This window comes from Vibrio sp. OPT18 (assembly GCF_015163615.1).
Lineage (GTDB): Bacteria > Pseudomonadota > Gammaproteobacteria > Enterobacterales > Vibrionaceae > Vibrio > Vibrio coralliirubri.
In genome coordinates this window covers 1-18560 of record NZ_JADDYK010000013.1, presented here as the reverse complement: position 1 = coordinate 18560, position 18560 = coordinate 1, and the positions used below count along the sequence as shown (strand labels likewise).

The 18560-nt window shown below is 46.7% G+C and carries 14 protein-coding genes and 1 pseudogene; 11 read left to right on the top strand and 4 right to left on the bottom strand.

Annotated features, from left to right (window positions below; genetic code table 11):
* The first annotated feature begins 349 nt into the window (after positions 1–349).
* The 3 genes and pseudogenes from IQQ51_RS00980 to IQQ51_RS00970 all read left to right on the top strand — a co-directional run bounded on the left by IQQ51_RS00980 (position 350) and on the right by IQQ51_RS00970 (position 5853).
* On the top strand, positions 350–1174 hold the full coding sequence (locus IQQ51_RS00980; protein ID WP_193840132.1) for an efflux RND transporter periplasmic adaptor subunit: 825 nt from the start codon (positions 350–352) through the stop codon (positions 1172–1174).
* 2 nt (positions 1175–1176) lie between these two features.
* Positions 1177–4239 (top strand): annotated as a pseudogene (locus IQQ51_RS00975) (efflux RND transporter permease subunit).
* A gap of 177 nt (positions 4240–4416) precedes the next feature.
* Positions 4417–5853, top strand: coding sequence for an amidohydrolase (locus tag IQQ51_RS00970; RefSeq protein ID WP_193840131.1), 1437 nt, complete (start codon positions 4417–4419; stop codon positions 5851–5853).
* Between the two features lie 96 nt (positions 5854–5949).
* Here IQQ51_RS00970 and IQQ51_RS00965 read toward each other — a convergent pair whose 3' ends face one another.
* The 4 genes from IQQ51_RS00965 to uraH form a co-directional block, all read right to left on the bottom strand.
* The gene (locus tag IQQ51_RS00965; protein WP_050653189.1) at positions 5950–7311 is read right to left on the bottom strand and encodes an 8-oxoguanine deaminase; all 1362 of its coding nucleotides are present in this window, start codon (positions 7309–7311) and stop codon (positions 5950–5952) included.
* Positions 7312–7484: 173 nt separating this feature from the next.
* A complete protein-coding gene (locus IQQ51_RS00960) occupies positions 7485–8936 on the bottom strand; it encodes a nucleobase:cation symporter-2 family protein (protein ID WP_193840130.1) in 1452 nt (483 codons plus the stop codon).
* 216 nt (positions 8937–9152) lie between these two features.
* Positions 9153–10496, bottom strand: a complete 1344-nt coding sequence (locus IQQ51_RS00955) for an NCS2 family permease (protein ID WP_048611821.1) — start codon at positions 10494–10496, stop codon at positions 9153–9155.
* A 247-nt stretch (positions 10497–10743) separates the two neighbouring features.
* The gene (gene uraH / locus IQQ51_RS00950) at positions 10744–11097 is read right to left on the bottom strand and encodes a hydroxyisourate hydrolase (protein ID WP_193840129.1); all 354 of its coding nucleotides are present in this window, start codon (positions 11095–11097) and stop codon (positions 10744–10746) included.
* Positions 11098–11508: 411 nt separating this feature from the next.
* Between uraH and puuE the strand changes: the two genes are divergently transcribed.
* The 8 genes from puuE to IQQ51_RS00910 all read left to right on the top strand — a co-directional run bounded on the left by puuE (position 11509) and on the right by IQQ51_RS00910 (position 18462).
* Complete coding sequence (gene puuE, locus IQQ51_RS00945; RefSeq protein ID WP_048611817.1) at positions 11509–12444, top strand: allantoinase PuuE; 936 nt, start codon at positions 11509–11511, stop codon at positions 12442–12444.
* Between the two features lie 22 nt (positions 12445–12466).
* Complete coding sequence (uraD, locus tag IQQ51_RS00940; RefSeq protein ID WP_017067791.1) at positions 12467–12982, top strand: 2-oxo-4-hydroxy-4-carboxy-5-ureidoimidazoline decarboxylase; 516 nt, start codon at positions 12467–12469, stop codon at positions 12980–12982.
* Between the two features lie 122 nt (positions 12983–13104).
* Positions 13105–14091 carry an allantoicase gene (gene alc / locus IQQ51_RS00935; RefSeq protein ID WP_193840128.1) on the top strand — a complete coding sequence of 329 codons (987 nt, stop codon included), beginning with the start codon at positions 13105–13107 and terminating at the stop codon, positions 14089–14091.
* Between the two features lie 14 nt (positions 14092–14105).
* A complete protein-coding gene (locus IQQ51_RS00930) occupies positions 14106–14666 on the top strand; it encodes an ureidoglycolate lyase (RefSeq protein WP_004732859.1) in 561 nt (186 codons plus the stop codon).
* A 14-nt stretch (positions 14667–14680) separates the two neighbouring features.
* Positions 14681–15997: a urate hydroxylase PuuD gene (locus IQQ51_RS00925; RefSeq protein ID WP_061037654.1), complete on the top strand. Its 1317-nt coding sequence runs from the start codon at positions 14681–14683 to the stop codon at positions 15995–15997.
* Between the two features lie 288 nt (positions 15998–16285).
* The gene (locus tag IQQ51_RS27850) at positions 16286–17428 is read left to right on the top strand and encodes a Shedu immune nuclease family protein (RefSeq protein ID WP_081229022.1); all 1143 of its coding nucleotides are present in this window, start codon (positions 16286–16288) and stop codon (positions 17426–17428) included.
* Between the two features lie 99 nt (positions 17429–17527).
* Positions 17528–18124, top strand: coding sequence for a DJ-1/PfpI family protein (locus IQQ51_RS00915; RefSeq protein ID WP_193840127.1), 597 nt, complete (start codon positions 17528–17530; stop codon positions 18122–18124).
* A 98-nt stretch (positions 18125–18222) separates the two neighbouring features.
* Entirely contained in the window at positions 18223–18462 is a 240-nt protein-coding gene (locus IQQ51_RS00910) for a hypothetical protein (RefSeq protein ID WP_081229020.1), read from the top strand.
* The last annotated feature ends 98 nt before the right edge of the window (positions 18463–18560 follow it).

Sequence of the window (18560 nt, the reverse complement as noted above, 5' to 3'; positions counted from 1 at the left end):
TAGCTAGTCGAACTCAATTTCATAAAAATAAGGACATCACTCGATGTCCTTATTTTTATGCGTTGCTTTATGGAAGAGTGACCTTTAGAAATCGGCAATAATGCCTTGTCGTTCGATATTGTCTTCAACAACCAAAATACGACTGCGTTCAAGCCTCTATCCGATCCAAAGACCTGCCCCTACCCAAAATGTAGCCAACCTAAAATCATGTCGAACTTATCTCTAATGGATAGCGTTGATCAAAAAAATGAAATTTCATCAAATTCTTTATAAATCTAGCATCGACTTTGACTTTAATTCGACAAAGCCAGTTCAATAATAGATCGCATCAATAGGTGAGGGTCGAATTATGAAAACTAAAATCATCGCGCTTGCAGCACTTCTCGGAGTTTTTACAACTCAAATATCAACAGCTCAAGCAACAGAGCTGATCGGCCATGTTCAAGGGTTGAACAAACACAGTATTGTGGCTGAGGTGCCTGGCGTTGTTGAGATGAATAACCTTGAAGTGGGAGATGCTGTAAACCAACAGCAACTACTTGCTCAAATTAAAGCCGATGATTTTGAGTTTAGTGTTAACAAAGCGAAGGCAAATCTTGCGCTTGCAGAAGCGGATCTTGCATTACGGAAAGCAACCTATAACCGCTATCAAGCACTCATCAAAAAGAACAGCCTTTCAATAGGAGAGCTAGATACAGCACGTGCCGAGTTTCTCAGTGCTAAAGCGGCTGTTTCTGTTGCTCAAATTGACTATCAACAATCTCAAGTCGATCTCGAAAATACGCAAATTGAGTCTCTTATCTCGGGTTATATCTCTAACAAACCAGCACAATCAGGCGCTTGGGTGAGTGAAGGTGATTTGCTCTATGAGGTGGTCAATATCGATAAAGTCACCTTGTCATTCATGGCGAGTGAGTATGACTTAAAGCATTTCACTGTAGGTCAGAAAGTGGTGGTGTGGTCTGAAACCAACCCAGAACTCAAGATGGAAGCGAACGTGCAGCGTATTGGTGTCGAGATGCAAAATTTGACCTACCCAGTCTTGGTTGAGATCACCAACCAAGGGCATCAATTTAAGCCGGGTATGTCGGTGTACGCCTCGACAGAGCTTGCAGTGAAAAATATCACAACAGCTAAAGCAACATCGGACTCGAACCAAGGTAAAGGGCAGTAGAGATGAACTTTTTAGCATACTTCGCGAATCGTCAATTTTTAGCTCGAATTATTACGGTAATGGTGTTGCTGACGGGTGCTATGTCGTTAATACAGCTCAATTTACAAGAGTATCCCGATGTTGCGATGGACACGGCGGAAATCGAAACCATCTATCCCGGTGCAACGGCTCAAGACATTGAACTCAACATCACCAACCCGATAGAGAAAGAACTTCGTTCAGTGGATGGCATTGCCTATTTTTCGTCTGAATCATCAGAAAGGCGCTCTTTTATCGAGGTCGAATATCTACCCGGTGAAGACGCAGCGGTGATCTTGCGAGATATTCAGCAGGCGGTCGATCGAGTCGGAAACCTACCGAAAGATATAGATGCTCCACCGGTTGTGACTCAGCAGAAAACCTCTTCTTTGGATGTGTACCATTTTGGCGTGAGTTTATCAGACAGCAACACCGATCCCGCTTCATTGCAGCACTACGCGTATCAGCTAGAAAAGAGAATCAACAACCTTGGTGGCGTTGGTGCTATCAAGCTTTCTGGGTTTAACGACCGAGAGTTTTGGGTTGAGGTTGATCCTGAGAAAGCACGTCGTTACCAAGTTGCCTTCAATGATGTCAGCACTGCAATAGAGCAACACAACCTATCGCAATCGGGTGGTTTTGTAGAGTCATGGAGCCAAGAGCAGAAGATCGTCACCATGACCAAAGTCGCGTCTACGAGTGATGTTTCTGACATCGTAATCAAGGCGCTGGATTCTGGTCAGGTCGTGCGTGTGTCTGATGTGGCAACGGTGATTGATACCTTTGCGCGCGCAACTGAAGATCCTGTTTTGAGCGGGAAACCGGCGGTGATGTTCTCAATCACAAACAGTGTCAGCGCCGATGTGACTGCTACCATCGAAAGTATCAAAGCGTTGTTGGACAAAGAAAGCGAACGCATTGGCGATCAATTCATCTTCCAGACCAGCCTTGACCTTGGTAAAGACATGAGCTAGAAGTTCTCTATCGTGGCCACCAATGGTGCAATCGGTCTGGTGTTGGTTTTGCTGATCTTGAGCATGATTCTGCAACGACGCGTCGCCTTTTGGGTGTCGGTCTCTATCCCGTTTTGTGTGTTCGGTGTGATGATGGTTTTACCGATTATGGGGCTGAATTTAGACAGCATCACATTGGCTGCACTGTTGTTGGTGATCGGCATTATCGTTGATGACTCGGTGATCATCGCGGAAAGTATTTTTCAAGAAAAAGAAGCGGGTAAAAAAGGTGTCGATGCTGCGGTGTCGGGGACGTTAAAGGTGATCAAGCCATTGATGGCGAGCCTAGTAACCACGGCTTTGGTGTTTATCCCGATGATGTTTATTCCGGGCACTATGGGCAAGGCGGTTGCCGTGATTCCGATTACCGTAATCGCAGCGCTCGTGTTCTCATTCATTGAATGTACGCTCACACTGCCTGCACACTTGGCTTCTGCAAAAGAGAGCAACCAAAAATCTCAAGAAAAGGCTCGATTTGAATGGATAGCGAACCACTACCGTTCGCTGCTCAATTTCGCCCTGAACTATAAGAAGTCAGTGATTGGATTGGCGTTGGTTGGCTTCGCCGTTTCTGGCTTTTTGGTGTCTTCGTTGAAAGTAGATATCTTCCCAACAGAATCGGGCAAATACATTGAGGTGTACACCGAAGTGAAGGCAGGCACGCCGCTAAGCAAGGTGCGAGCAGCTCATCAGTCGATAGAGCAAGCGATCGAATCCCTGCCGGAAACGGAACTGGTTAGCTATGAATTGGTTTACTCATCACCAGTGTCGCAAGGCGTCATTAATTTAACGAACTTTGACCAGCGCAGCCGTTCAGCAGAACAGATTATCGCGGCACTTAATGAAGAGTTGAAAGTGGTGTCTGAAGGTATGTTTATTAAGTTCTCAATTGATGCTGGTGGTCCGCCTCCCGGTGAGCCTGTCGAGGTTCGAGTACTTGGCGGAACCGAGATCGAACGCAATCAAACCGTGGATTTGGTGATGGCTTGGCTAGAAGATTACCAAGGAGTGACAAGCGTCAATCATAGTGAGGCACTGAAAGATCCTCAGTTGAATATTGTTCCTCAATATCACTGGCTGGCGAAATACAACTTAACGGTGAGTGACTTATCGAATGCACTGCGAGTCGGCTTTGATGGTAACAGCGTGACATCCACTTGGCTTGGCGATCAAGAGGTCGATATCCGTGTGGTATTGGATGAGCAATTTCGCGATATCGAGAAACTGAAAACGACAAAAATCTACACTGCAGATGGGCAGCAAGTACCACTGAGTCGATTAGCAACGGTTGAAAAGATAGAAATTCCGCGTCTGATTAAGCATTACAACGGTGAGCGTGAAGTGACGGTATCAGCAGCTTTATCTGACGAGAGCATTAGCCCAGTCGCGTTATCCGATGAGCTAGTCACAGAGCTAAACGGTCAATACCCATCGAACGTGACCATCAGCGTTGGCGGCGAAGCGGAAAGCACCAACGAAACCATGAGTGGTTTTATGGTGGTGTTCCCCGCCGCAATGGTGGCGATCTATTTCGTGTTGGCGGTGATGTTTAACTCATTGTTACAACCGCTGCTGATTATGGCGGTTATCCCGTTTGCGATTATGGCGTCTTTGATGGCACTCGTGGTTCACATGCAGCCGATGTCTTTGTTTGGTTTGATTGGTGTTCTCGGCATGACAGGCGTGGTGGTCAACAACTCACTAGTGCTAATTAACCGAATCAATGAGCTAAGAACCGAAGGTTTAGAGGCAATAGATGCGGTGACTCAAGCCGCGGTCAGCCGCCTTCGCCCGATTGTGATGACATCACTGACCACGGTTACTGGCTTACTTCCTCTGGCCTATGGGTTAGGCGGAACGGACGTGTTTATGGGGCCAATGTCGCTTACGCTGGGCTATGGTCTGCTGTTCTCGTTGCCTGTTGTACTGTTGGTGATTCCAGCCATGTATGCGTTGTTCTTTTCTAAAGGTTCGGCTGAACGAGCGAAGAGCAGTTCACAAGTGGAGCTCAAGGCTAATCACAAAGGTTCGTGAAGCACGATTTTGTGACTTGTTGTGCAATAACTCATTTATCTTGAATTTGGCTCGATTAGGTATGCCATTTTATTTAAAGGTAAGGTTATAGTGTCGCAAAAATTTAGCGGTGCTCTTTTTTTAAAGGAAAAGACTAACCTGCTAACAATATTACACGCACAACATATAGGTTTAGTAATGACGCTTAAAAGCTTGGCATGCACCATCAGCGCAGTTCTGCTTGCAGGTTGCGGCTCGACGGTCGCGACGCAAACATACAACGCCGATCTGATCATCACCAACGGACAGGTTCTAACGATCAATTCAGAAATGGATGTGATTGAAGACGGTGTCGTAGTGGTGAAAGACGACCAGATTATCGCAGTCGGTAACGAGGATTTGATCACTCAATATCGCGCCGAAAAGGTGATTGATGCTCAAGATGGAGTCGTTATGCCGGGTATGGTGAACGCGCACAACCATTTACCGATGATTGCGTTTCGAGGCTTAGGCGAAGAGGGTATTTCGAACCGCTTGTTCGCTTACTTCTTTCCTCTAGAAGCAGAAAAACTGAGTCGTGAACTGATTTACAACGCGACTAAGCTTGGCTCTATTGAATTGGCTCAAAGCGGTGTAACTACTTATGCCGACATGTATTACCACATGGACGAAATGGCCAAGGCGACCAAAGAAGTTGGCTTGCGCGCCGTGCTCGGCGAAACCGTGATTAAATTCCCGGTGGTCGATGCCAAAGAACCTTACGGCGGCATTGAATACGCCAAAGGCTTTATCGAACAATACAAAAACGATGAGCTAATCACGCCTGCTTATGCGCCACATGCGGTGTACACAGTCAGCAAAGATAAGCTGCAAGAAATCAACAAGCTATCTGCTCAATACGATGTGCCTGTGTTAATTCATGTTGCTGAATTCCCGAATGAAGAAAAGCGCATCAAAGACGAAACCAAAGCGACATCGCCAGTTGAATACATGGATGAAATTGGTGTGCTAGACGAGCGCGTAGTGATTGCTCACGGTATCCACCTTTCAGAGAACGACCAAAAGCTTCTCAAGCAAGCTGACGCGGGTATCTCATACAATCCAATGGCGAACGCTAAAGGCGCGACGGGAATCGCACCTGCATGGGATATGTACCGTGCTGACATGCGCATTGGCTTAGGAACCGACGGCCCAATGAGCTCTAACCAAGTCGATATCATGCGCACATTAAGCTACGCAGCAAACATGCAACGCTTAAAGCATTCAGACCGCACCATCATGATCCCTGAACAAGTCATTGAGATGGCGACATTAGGCGGCGCAAAAGCCCTCCATATGGAAGACCAAATAGGTTCTCTTGAAGTGGGTAAGAAAGCAGATATCGTGATTGTAGAGACACAATCAGCGAACATGATGCCGAGTTACGACCCATACGCGACACTGGTTTACCAGGCGAACCCAAGCAACATCGACACCACGATTGTTAACGGCCAAGTCGTAATGGAAAACCGAGTGATGCAGACCGTTCAACTGGATGACATCCGCCAAAGCGTCGATGAGTTCGAAGCAGACATCACTGAGTTCGCGAAAGAGCTTTCTAAGAAAGCGATTAAGTCTAAGAGCTTGATGGATTAGGACATAAATCGGATTCTAAAATCGAATAGAATGAATAAACAAGAAAGGCCGACATCACGTCGACCTTTTGATTTCTTTAATTCAGATCGAGTGTATCTAATTATTCATCGCCAATTTACCAAGCTTCATCGCCGCAGCGTGGTGGCGGTGCATCAGTTGCTCCATGTCTACGCCAATCACAGCACCATCATTCACTCGCCATTTTCCGGCTACCATCACTTTATCGGCTTGTTGAGCGCCACAAAGTAGTAATGCAGCCAGTGGGTCGTGGCTACCAGAGAAGCGAATATCATCGAGCTTGAACATCGCGATGTCGGCTTGTTTGCCAACCTCTAGCGTGCCGATATCCGTTCTGCCCATTGCTGCTGCAGAGCCTGATGTTGCCCAACGCAGTGCGTCGAAGTGTGAAACGTTGGCCGAGCCATATTGCAGGCGTTGTAGATACATCGCCATGCGCACTTCGGCAATCATATTGGAACCGTCGTTTGAGGCCGAACCATCAACACCTAGCCCGACTTTAACGCCAGCGGCTTCAAGGTCGTTGTTCTTACAAATACCGGAAGCCAGCATCATGTTGGACGTCGGGCAGTGGCTGATGCCAATGCCTGCTTTGCCCAATCGTTTGATCTCTTCTGGGTTGAAGTGAATGCCGTGTGCAAGCCAAGTGCGTTCATTCAGCCAGCCCACATCTTCTAGGTAATCGACAGGGCGTAGACCGAACTTCTCGATACAGAAGTCCTCTTCATCGAGCGTTTCGCATAGGTGAGTGTGCATCATCACGTTCTCACGCTCACTGATCTTGGCGGTCTCTTTCATTAGGTCGGTGGTGACTGAGAACGGCGAACAAGGCGCGAGTGCGATTTGAATCATCGCCCCTTCATCACGCTGGTGGTAATCGCGGATCAAGCGTTGGCTGTCATCGATAATGGTTTGTTCGGTTTGAATGGTGTGTCGTGGAGGTAGCCCACCTTCATCTTCCCCTAGGCTCATGGAGCCGCGCGTAAATATCGCTCTCACACCTAGTTTCTCTGCGGCCTCGACTTGTAAATCGATGGCGTGCTCTAGCCCGTTTGGCAGCAAGTAATGATGGTCTGACGCTGTGGTACAGCCCGACATCATTAACTCAACCAGCGCCAGCTCTGTGGCAAGGCTCATCATCTCTGAGTCGAGGTTGGCCCAAACTGGATAGAGGCTTTGTAGCCAATGGAAGAGTTCTTTATTCAGTGCGCCGGGGTAGGCACGCGTTAGGGTTTGATAGAAGTGGTGGTGCGCATTGATAAGCCCAGGAGTCACAACATGACGAGAGGCGTCGACGCTGTAATCTACGGGTAAGGTCGGTTCTTTGTGTTTGCCAACCAGCTCAATGATTGTATTACCTTTAATGACAATACCGCCTTCTGCATCAGCCAGTGAGCCAGTGTAGATTGCGAGAGGATTCTTAATCCAGATGGTTTCCATTCATAGTAGTCCTTAGCCATCTCAGCCTTTTCAGGGAAGAGGGTCTTTATTGGTATTTGCTGTTGAAAGATAAATTCGAATCAGGGCGTTAAAACGTTCAATGCTCTAATCAGCCCTGATCCTACGGAAATCGGTTTTACGTTAGTTTGAGACTTAGTTAGTTCGAGAACCAGCTAGTTCGTTTTTGGCTCAGGGTCATCTGATGCTGCTTGAACGTCTGCTTCTGTACTTGCTTGCTGAATCTCTAATTGCTCGTCTGAGTGTCGTTCTTCTTCTGCTTGCTCTTTCATTTCTAGCTCAACTTGCGCTTGGCTTTCGGCCAGTGCTTCTTGCTCTTCTGCTCGTGAAGACCTTGGTAAAACAAGGTTCAATAGCACCGTCATGATAGTACCGGTAGTGATGCCAGAGTGAAGAAAGTTCGCAAGGTCATGCGGCAAGTGTTGCAGTAATCTTGGTTCGAAAGTGACGGCCAAACCAGATGCCAAACCAACACAGATTACCAAGGCATTTCGCTTGGTGTCTGCGGCTTTGATCAACATGCGGATACCCGCGTAGGCAATCATTCCGAACATCACAAAACCCACACCACCTAGAACAGGTTTCGGAATCGTGACGGCAATAGCGGCTAATTTCGGGAATAAACCGCCTAAAATTAGCAAACCACCGGTTGCAGCCACTACATAACGACTTGCTACACCTGTGATACCCACAATACCGACGTTTTGACTGAACGATGCCAGTGGCATTGCCGTTAAAATCGAAGATAAGGTACTGCCAAGGCCATCGCCTAGAAGACCACGTTTTAAATCTTTACCGGATACTTGGGTTTGACAGTTGTTACCCAGAGCCATGAAGTCACCAGTCGCTTCGGCGATAACCACGATGTACACCAAGCTCATGCTGATGATGGCACTCGCAGAAAAGGTAAAGCCATATTTGAAGGGCTCAGGTCCGCCAACCCAAGCGGCAGAGCTGATTTGCTCAAGGTCGACCATGCCGAGTGATAGCGCCACAATATAACCTCCCGCTAAACCAATCACGATGGCCGAAGCGGCAACCGCGCCTTTACAGTAAACCGATACGCCGACCACGATGCCCAGCGATACAAGGGCTAGAAACAGTTTAGGTAGTGTGGCGAATTGTTCTGTGTTGGCAGGGGAGTCTCCGACCCAGTTCATGGCAACCGGTAAAATGGTTAAGCCGATTAAGGTAACCACTACACCACTTACCACGGTTGGGAACAGTTTCCGAACCTTGTCCATATAGAAGCTGGCACCAATCACCACGAACGAGCCGATAAGCGCTGAGCCCATGATAGCGGCGACACCGCCTTCGTTGCCGATTGAAATGGCGACGCCCAAAAAGGCAAAGCTCGAACCCATCACCACGGGTAGTCGAATGCCAACAGGGCCAAAACCGAGACATTGAGCGACGGTCACAATACCTGACGCCAGTAGCGCAGCATTGATCAGTGAGACGATCTCTGTGTTAGGTAGGCCGATAGAAGCGCCGACAATAAGGGGAACAGCGACGATGCCACCAATCGAGGCGAGCATGTGTTGCAGTGCGAGTAGGAGGGTTAGCCCATGAGGCGGTCTTTCATTTAGGGTGTACAGAAGTTTCATTTGATATTCCTCTGCCTGCGTTTCCGTTTACAGGCGATTGGCGGTCAAATAATGACTTCTACAAACTGCGTAGGGTCATAAAAAAGGTGAACTAACCGAGCGGATATTTGTGTGTTCCGCTGATTAGTACAATTAGCTTTTTCTTAAAAATGTTGTTCTAGCATGTGTCTTGATAGCTCAGCCTGCGAACAGGCCAAGCGATAGTACGTTTGGTGATTAGCCGATGAACACGAGCTTGGCGATGAAGATAGCCGCTAGGAAGTACATCGAAATTGATACGTCTTTTGTTTTACCTGTCGCCAGTTTCAGCACTGTGTAGGTAATGAAACCCAGTGCGATACCATTCGCGATAGAGAATGTCAGTGGCATCATTAACGCGGTAATGGCAGCAGGGGCACCGTTGGTGAAGTCTTTCCAATCAACGTGTTGCATGCTGCTCATCATTACGAACGCCACGTAAATCAACGCGCCAGAGGTTGCGTAAGCTGGGATCATGCCTGCAAGTGGAGATAGGAAAATCGCCGCTAAGAACAACACACCAACCACAATCGCAGATAGGCCAGTTCGTGCGCCTGCTGCAACGCCCGCTGCACTTTCTACGTAACTGGTTACTGGCGGACAACCCACACACGCACCTGCCACGCTTGAGATACTGTCGGCCTTCAGCGCTTTGCTCAGACCTTCGATCTTGCCTGTTTCAGGGTTGGTTAGGTTTGCACGCTCGGCCACGCCCATCAAAGTACCCGCGGTATCGAACATGTTTACAAAAAGGAAAGCTAAGATAACGCTGATCATTGAAACATCGAGAGCGCCCATAATGTCCATTTTTAGGAACGTAGGCGCTAAGCTTGGTGGCGCTGCGAAGAAGCCGTTGTAATGCACTAAGCCAAGCATCATACCGACCAAAGTGACACTCAAAATGCCGATTAACACCGCACCAAAGACTTTACGCTCACTGAGAACCGCGATGATAAGGAACGCGATAGCAGCCAGTAGCGCTTCTGGTTTAGTGAAGTCACCTAGTGATACCAAAGTTGCTGGGTTTTCGACGACGATACCGGCTGTTTTTAAGCCAATCAGACCTAAGAACAAGCCAACACCCGCTGTCATGGAATAACGCAGACTTACTGGGATACTTTCAATTATCCATTGGCGGACTTTGTAAAAGCTCATCCCGACGAACAAGATACCGGAGATAAACACCGCACCCAGTGCCACTTCCCAGCTGTAGCCCATTTCGCTTACTACTGTGAACGAGAAGAAGGCGTTCAAGCCCATGCCCGGCGCAAGTCCGACAGGCCAATTCGCAAATAGCCCCATTAACAAACAACCGATCGCAGCACCAATACAGGTCGCGACGAATACCGCACCTGAATCCATGCCTGAAGCGGCCATGATTTGTGGGTTAACGAAGATGATGTAAGCCATGGTTGCGAAGGTGGTGACACCACCGACTAACTCATTCTTTACGCTACTTCCGTGGGCCTTGATTTTAAAAAACTTCTCTAAAATTCCGTTGTTCGCATCTTGGTTGAGTATTTCTGTTTTACTCTCACTCATGTCAGCAAGTCCTTTTATGTTGTGATCCATTTATTGAATACAGCGAGATTTCAATATTAAGTTTTAAGGTTTTTTCCTAGCCGCTATTTCTTTAGTTATCTGTTGTTTAGTCATCAACTCTCTAACTATTAACGTTGTTAGTATTTTTATATGAGCGTGTTTAGTGAGTGCACACCTTTTGGGGTGTACACGTGAATTTGTTTATGATTTGTCGGTTGAGCCTAGTTCGAAATTCTAGGTCACGGGACTAACTGCCCCGATAGGTAGAGAAACTGTAAGGCGAGACGAGAAGAGGAACGTGGTAGTGCGCGTCTGGATCATCTAGACCAAAGCGAATAACCACATCATCTAGGAAGGGCACGCCATCCAGCTCCACGCCTTTGCTTCTGTAGTAATCGGCGACGTAAAACACCAATTGGTATTTCCCCGGTCGGAAATCATTTCCTGCCAGAATCGGCGCATCGGTTCGGCCATCGGAGTTAGTGAGTACCGTCGCCAGCTTTTCTGTTGAGTTTTCGTTGACCTTATAAAGCTCGACCTTGATCTCTGCACCTGGTAAGCCGTGAGTAGTGTCTAATACGTGTGTTGTTAGTCTTCCCATAGTCCTTTAATAGCGCTTTTGGCGCTCCTCTGTTCCGTGGTTTATCTGTGTAATTCGACCCTGCAAAGAATGCAACTGGTCACTTTGTTATCACTAACTATGTACGAACTGTATACAATTAGTAAAGTGAATTGTTGGAAAAATGTTAACTATTTAGTCGTTTTTTCTGACTTTAAAGATGTGAGTTATTGGTTTTGGGTCGAGGGTTGCATTGTTAAAGTATTGTTTTTTAATGAATTGAATAAGAAAAATTAACTTGAATAACAAAATCTTTACATTGAGATAAATAATTGTATACAATAAATGTACAGGGGTAAGGTTGCTCGGTTTTTGGAAAATCCATTCACTGATTCATTTTGATGAACCAGTGGAAGAGCGGCTAAGCCAACCACTTATGTTAGGAGTACTTGGATGAATAAGGATTATTCAAGAAATTTGATCGGTTACGGAGCTAACCCTCCAAACCCTCAATGGCCAGGTAATGCGCGCGTCGCGGTTTCTTTTGTATTGAACTATGAAGAGGGCGGTGAGCGTTGTTTGTTACATGGAGACGACGAGTCTGAAGCTTTTCTTTCAGAGATCCCGTCAGCACAGCCGATCAAAGGCGAACGTCACATGAGCATGGAATCCATCTATGAGTATGGCAGCCGTGCGGGTGTATGGCGTGTTCTTCGCTTGTTCGATGAATATGAAATCCCACTGACCGTCTTTGCGGTCGCGATGGCCATTGAGCGTCACCCAGATGTTGCCAAAGCCATGGTCGAAGCGGGCCACGAAATCTGTAGTCACGGTTATCGCTGGATAGACTATCAATACATTGATGAGTCTGAAGAGCGCGACCACATGACCAAAGCGATTGAGATCATCCAACAAGTGACGGGTCAACGCCCCCAAGGTTGGTACACGGGTCGAACTGGGCCGAATACGCGTCGCTTGGTAGCAGAAGAAGGCGGCTTTCTTTACGACTCCGATGCTTATGACGATGACCTGCCTTATTGGCACACCGAAACCGGTCATCCGCAATTGGTGATCCCTTACACACTCGATGTGAACGACATGCGTTTTTCAACAGCGCAAGGCTTTAACTCGGGTGAGCAGTTCTTCCAATATCTGAAAGACACGTTTGACACCCTTTATATGGAAGGCGAAACCGCACCGAAAATGATGTCGGTTGGGTTGCATTGTCGTCTGATTGGTCGCCCCGGTCGTATTGCTGCATTAAGACGCTTCTTAGATTACGTCAAAGAACACGACAGCGTGTGGTTATGTCGTCGAATCGATATTGCCAACCACTGGCACCAGCACCACCCTTATCAACCGAACAACGTTCATCAACAACAGAAGTAGCAGTGAAGCAAGGAGGCTTAACGTGACTGAATTTCGATCATGCCAACCAACAACCATGGACCGCGATACCTTTGTCGCTCACTTCGCTGATGTTTACGAGCACAGCCCATGGGTTGCAGAAGTGGTGTATGACCAAGGTTTGAATGCCGAAGACGACCATATCGAGAATCTTCATCTGAAAATGGCATCGACCTTGTTAAGTGCAGACCAAGGCAAACAGTTGGCTTTGATCAACGCTCACCCGGATTTAGCCGGTCGAGCGGCAGTAAACGGCGAACTCACCGAGTCGTCGACCAAAGAACAAGCGGGGGCGGGCATCGACCAGTGCAACGCCGAAGAATTTGAAAAATTCACTTCTTACAACAACAGCTACAAAAGTCGCTTCAATTTCCCTTTTATCATGGCGGTGAAGGGAGCCAATCGTTACCAAATTCTTGAGTCGTTCGAGATGCGATTAGGAAATGATAGTGAAACTGAGTTTGCTACGGCGATTCAAGAGATCAACAAGATCGCGATGTTTCGTCTCTGGGATATGTAAGTTAACGGAGTTAACAGCTATCTCAGCCCAGTCTTAGTGCGCTAAGAGCCCGCTTTTAAGCGAATAAGCCACTGAGTTCTCATTTTATTATTACTTGATTAATTGGATAGGATTACACGGACATGACCCAAACATTTGAACAATACATAAACCTTGCAGACGAAAAACTCGGCGCAGAAGCTACCTTCGCAACCGACGATTTTTTCGCAGATAAAAGCCGTCTTCTCAGCCACGCAGCGCCAGAGTGGAAAGACGACTTATACGACGATAACGGCAAGTGGATGGACGGTTGGGAAAGCAGACGTAAACGCGGTGAAGGTTACGACTACTGTGTCGTTCGCCTTGGCCTAGCTGGCACCATTGCTGGCGTTGATATTGATACCTCATTCTTCACAGGTAACTTCCCACCTTCGGCATCAATTGACGCGTGTTATTCACCACAAGGTGAGCCAACAGACGCAACAGAGTGGCAAGAAATTCTGCCTTCAATGGCATTGCGGGGTGATCATCATCATCTTGAAGCAATCGAAAGTGACCAAGTATTTACGCACCTACGTTTGAACATCTACCCAGACGGCGGTGTCGCACGTTTACGTGTTTATGGTCGACCAAGTGTAGATTGGGACGCAATTGATTCTCAGCAACAAGTCGACCTAGCAGCCGTAGAACACGGTGGCCGAGCACTCGCATGTAGCGACGAGCACTACGGCAACAAAGCCAACATCTTAGGCCCAGGCCGTGGTGAAAACATGGGTGATGGCTGGGAAACAGCGCGTCGTCGTACACCAGGTAACGACTGGGTTATCGTAGCACTAGGCCACCCAGGTAACATCGAACGTATCGTAGTGGATACAGCCCACTTCAAAGGTAACTACCCTGACAGCTGCTCAATTCAAGCGGCTTACGTGAAAGGTGGTACCGATGACCAAGTAGAAACACAAAGCCTATTCTGGCGTGAACTGTTGCCAGCACAAAAGCTGCAAGCGCACGAGATTCACGAATTCATTTCTGAGGTAAACGACCTTGGTGCGATTACCCACGTACGTGCAAACATATTCCCAGATGGTGGTATCAGCCGTTTGCGTCTGTTTGGTACGAAAGCGAAATAGGTAAGGAAATGAGTATGAGTAATGGAATACGTCGTTTATCCATCGAACCGTTAACCAAGCAGGCTTTTGCAGAGTTTGGCGATGTTATCGAGTCCGATAATAGTGATTTCTTCATGATCAACAGTGGATCAACACGTCGCTACCACAAGCTAGCGACAACGGATGTGCAAGACCAAGACGGAGAAGCCATCATCAGCATCTTCCAAGCCACACCGTTGAGCTACCCACTGACCATCAAAATGTTAGAGCGTCATCCACTTGGCTCTCAGGCATTTATTCCATTACTTGGTCAACCCTATTTAATTGTTGTTGCGCCAAAAGGCGACGATCCAACATTAGCCAATAGCCGAGCTTTCTTGAGCAACGGTCGTCAAGGAGTGAACTACCACAAAGGGGTGTGGCATCACCCAGTTCTCGCCCTCACCGATCAAGATCAGTTCTTGATCGTCGATAGAGGCGGTGAAGGACATAACTGTGACGAAGTTTATTTCGACAGCGATCGCGTGGCATTGCATTTGGACGACTTGCCAACGGACGACAATAAGGAAGAGCAACGCTTAGCTAAAGCGTTGTGATACAGGAGTTTATTATGGATCCGCATATTACAGAATGGTTGAATTTAGCAATACGCTGGGCTCACATGATTGTTGGTGTTGCGTGGATAGGCGCATCATTTTACTTTGTTTGGTTAGAGAACAACCTTAACCGAGTAAACCCAAAAACGGGCCTTTCAGGCGACTTATGGGCAATTCACGGCGGTGGTATTTATCACCTAGAGAAGTACAAACTTGCGCCACCGGAGATGCCAGAGCACCTGCACTGGTTCAAATGGGAAGCTTACTTCACGTGGATCACCGGTGTGTGTCTATTGGGTGTGGTTTACTACCTCAACGCTGAAATTTACCTGATTGCACCGGGCTCTGGCCTTGATTCTACAACCGCAATCGCGATCGGCATTGGTTCATTCGTTGCCGGTTGGTTTATCTACGACTTACTGTGTGATTCGCCATTAGGCAAAACCCCCGTGTTGCTTGGCGTTGTCCTGTTTGTGCTGCTCGTTGCTGCGACATATGGCCTAACTCAAGTGTTCAGTGGTCGTGGTGCTTACATCCACGTGGGTGCGATCATTGGTACCATCATGGTGGGTAACGTATTCCGCGTTATCATGCCTGCACAGCGCAACTTGGTGAAAGCGATAGAAGAGAAGCGCGAACCGGATCCGGCACTGCCAGCGAAAGGCTTACTGCGTTCTCGTCACAACAACTACATGACACTGCCAGTGTTGTTCATCATGATCAGTAACCACTTCCCAAGCACTTATGGCTCGGAATACAACTGGCTGATCCTTGCTGGCCTCGCGATTTTCAGTATCTTGGTGCGTCACTACTTCAACACCCGTCATGGTAGCCAGAAGTTTGCATGGACAATACCAGTAGCAGCATTGGGTATGATCACGCTTGCGTTTGTGACTTCACCTTACGCGAAAAAACAGATGACTCCGGTTGTGCAAGCACCAGTGGTTCAAGAAGTGCAAGTTAGCGCGACTGAATCGGCGACAGAAGAGCTTGCTGCAAACGACACCGCTTCAACGACTAGTTCTCAGGCCGCACCAGCAGACCACGCAATGCAAACTGCGAGCGCAGGTGTAAGCTTTGAAACCATCAACAAAGTCATTCAAGAGCGTTGTTCTGTGTGTCACTCATCAACCCCGAGCCACGCCGCTTTTGCTGCTGCGCCAGGTGGTGTGATGTTTGATACCCCAGAAGAGATTAAAGCCAACGTCCCAAGGATTGTTGCCCAAACCGTAACAACCAAGGTGATGCCGCTCGGCAACATGACTCAAATGACCGACGAAGAACGCGCACTGATCGGCACTTGGGTAGAGCAAGGCGCTACGCTTCAATGATGATGTGAATCCTTCACCTAAGAGCATGAGTCTTAGGTAAGGCTTGGGGAGAGTTTGGTTTACGGGCACGCGCCAAACTCATCCCACCCTGTTTCCCCGGTTCCTATAACCGGGGCTTTTTGTTTTTGGACAAAAGAAATGCAGATTTATCATTCAGTTGGTGACTCTATATGCATATCTGGTTTAGAGTTCGCGAGATTGGATGTTATTTAACTATTTTGGTGTAATTTAGTTTTTTGCTCAGAGCTTCAGCAACTTCAAAATTGACTATGTATCAGGGGGTAATCGGTGTTTGACGTATCAAGTTTTAAACCAACAGAAGAAGATGTGATTAGAAACTCGAAGCTAGAGACGCTCTATAATCATACTTTTGAAAAAGGTCGGTTTTTCCAAGTGATTTTTTCTGATGAAAGAGAGTTTCACATTCAGTTAGCTCCTCGGACAATGATGAAAGTTGTGTATCTCAAAGATAAAGATGATATCGAGGGAATAAAGCTGTGTAAGTTAGTGAGTGGGCAAGAAAAGCAAGTTATTGAGTTTTCGAAATTCAATATGCAGCAGCTAAAAACTTTTCTCAATTTCATTCAAGAACTCGACCTTCAAGGAGTAGCAGAGCGTCGTATTCGGCTTTCTGAAGATTCCATGGATATCCTTGATGCTGAAACAAAGCAGAAAATCACCACATTGCTCTCTGGATCGGATGGAGGGGAGGTTGTCAGGGATTTATTATCTCAAGGTATGATAACCACTCAAGACTTGGTTAATACTGGTTATCGTAAAGCACAGCTTGATATATTCAAAAAGCTTCTCTACTCCAACTATTTACCACAATATAAACATGATATTGGAAGACCAGAAACAAAAGATGAAACCGCATGGCAGCACTTTTTTTCCATTAATCAATGGATCTTTGGATATGGTTTGGATTATCGATTTCAAGGAGTACTGCAGAAAGAGTTCCATGCATCTGATACTAATGCTGGAGGAAGTGAAGGCGTCATTGCAGATTTTCTAATGGGTGATCATAGGTTCACTACTTTTGTTGAGTTAAAGTTACCTACGACCCCGCTTTTTGGAACAACAAAAAACAGAGCACAAAGTTGGAAACTTTCCAAAGATTTGATGGAGGCTTATTCTCAAATTTTGGAGCAAAAAGCGAGTGGTATATTGAAAATTGAAACTACTCGTGAACTCTATGCCGATGATTATAGTGAAATCAATCAAAGTGCGTATGACTCTAAAGCTGTTCTAATTGTTGGTAGTTGGGATCAAATAGACGACGTGTCTGAGCCTGCTGGAATCAAAAAAATGAAACGTAAAACGCTCGAGCTTTTTAGAAGAGATTCTCGAAACATTGAAATCATAACGTACGATGAATTGCTAGAAAGGGCATCATTTATTGCTCTTAATGAGACTAACACGCTTAGGTAATAAGCTGCTTAAATCGTGGTTTTGTGGAGCAAAGGTGACAGGAGTTTAAAATATAGGTAGTTATGACCGTATTGAATCAAGAGATAGGAAAGGATAAATATGGATATTGCAGTATTAACATTTGATGGATTCAACGAGTTAGATTCTTTCATTGCAGCGGGTATTTTGAACCGAATGAAACAGTTTGGCTGGAATGTGCAGATTACTAGTCCTACAGAATCAGTGACTTCAATGAATGGAGTCACAATTAAATCTCAACAGCCTTTAGAGTTCGCGAATACTGCTGATGCGGTGTTGTTTGGTAGTGGCATGTTGACCCGCGATATCGCCCAAGACGCTAAATTACTCTCAAGGTTAAGCCTTAACCCACAAACACAATTGATTGCAGGTCAATGCTCAGGGACTTTATTGATGTCGGTATTGGGGTTACTGAATCAAGTTCCAGCCTGTACTGATTTAACAACGAAGCCATGGGTCATTGAATCCGGTGTGACCGTGTTGGATCAACCGTTTTATGCGGAAGGAAACATTGCTACAGCAGGCGGCTGCTTGTCATCCAAATATCTAGCAGCATGGGTTATCAGCAAACTCGCAGACCAAGCACATACCGAAGCTGCAATTCACTATGTTGCGCCTGTCGGCGAGAAAGAAAACTCAGTAAAGCACTGCATGTCAGTAGTGAGCGCTTACCTTTAAGAGCTATTCTTTACGTGTGTAGTTCTGTATAAGGCACTTGATATGAATCTCTACCCGTGGCACTTTCTGTTCCAAATTAATATTTGTTAGGACAGAAAATGGAAGAGGTGATAGTCGCGTATTTTAGGGCATTAAGCGCATTCTTCAGATATATGTTTCAGTCGCTCGTGATCGAATTTATTGGTTACGGAGCTGGCTGGGTCGTCTGCAAAGTATTCACGTTAGGACGCTTCCCCTCATTGACTCCAACTGAAAAAGAGCGAACCAGAATCTCTTATATCGGTGCGATCAGCATCGCACTATTTCTGTTAGCCATCGGTGTGTTCAATAGTTTTTAGGTAAGCGCGTCATAAACCCCGCATTCTAATCACCTAGAGCGAATAATAAGATCAGGTCTCCAACCATGAGGAGATTTGAAATGAGAAAACGTCGCACC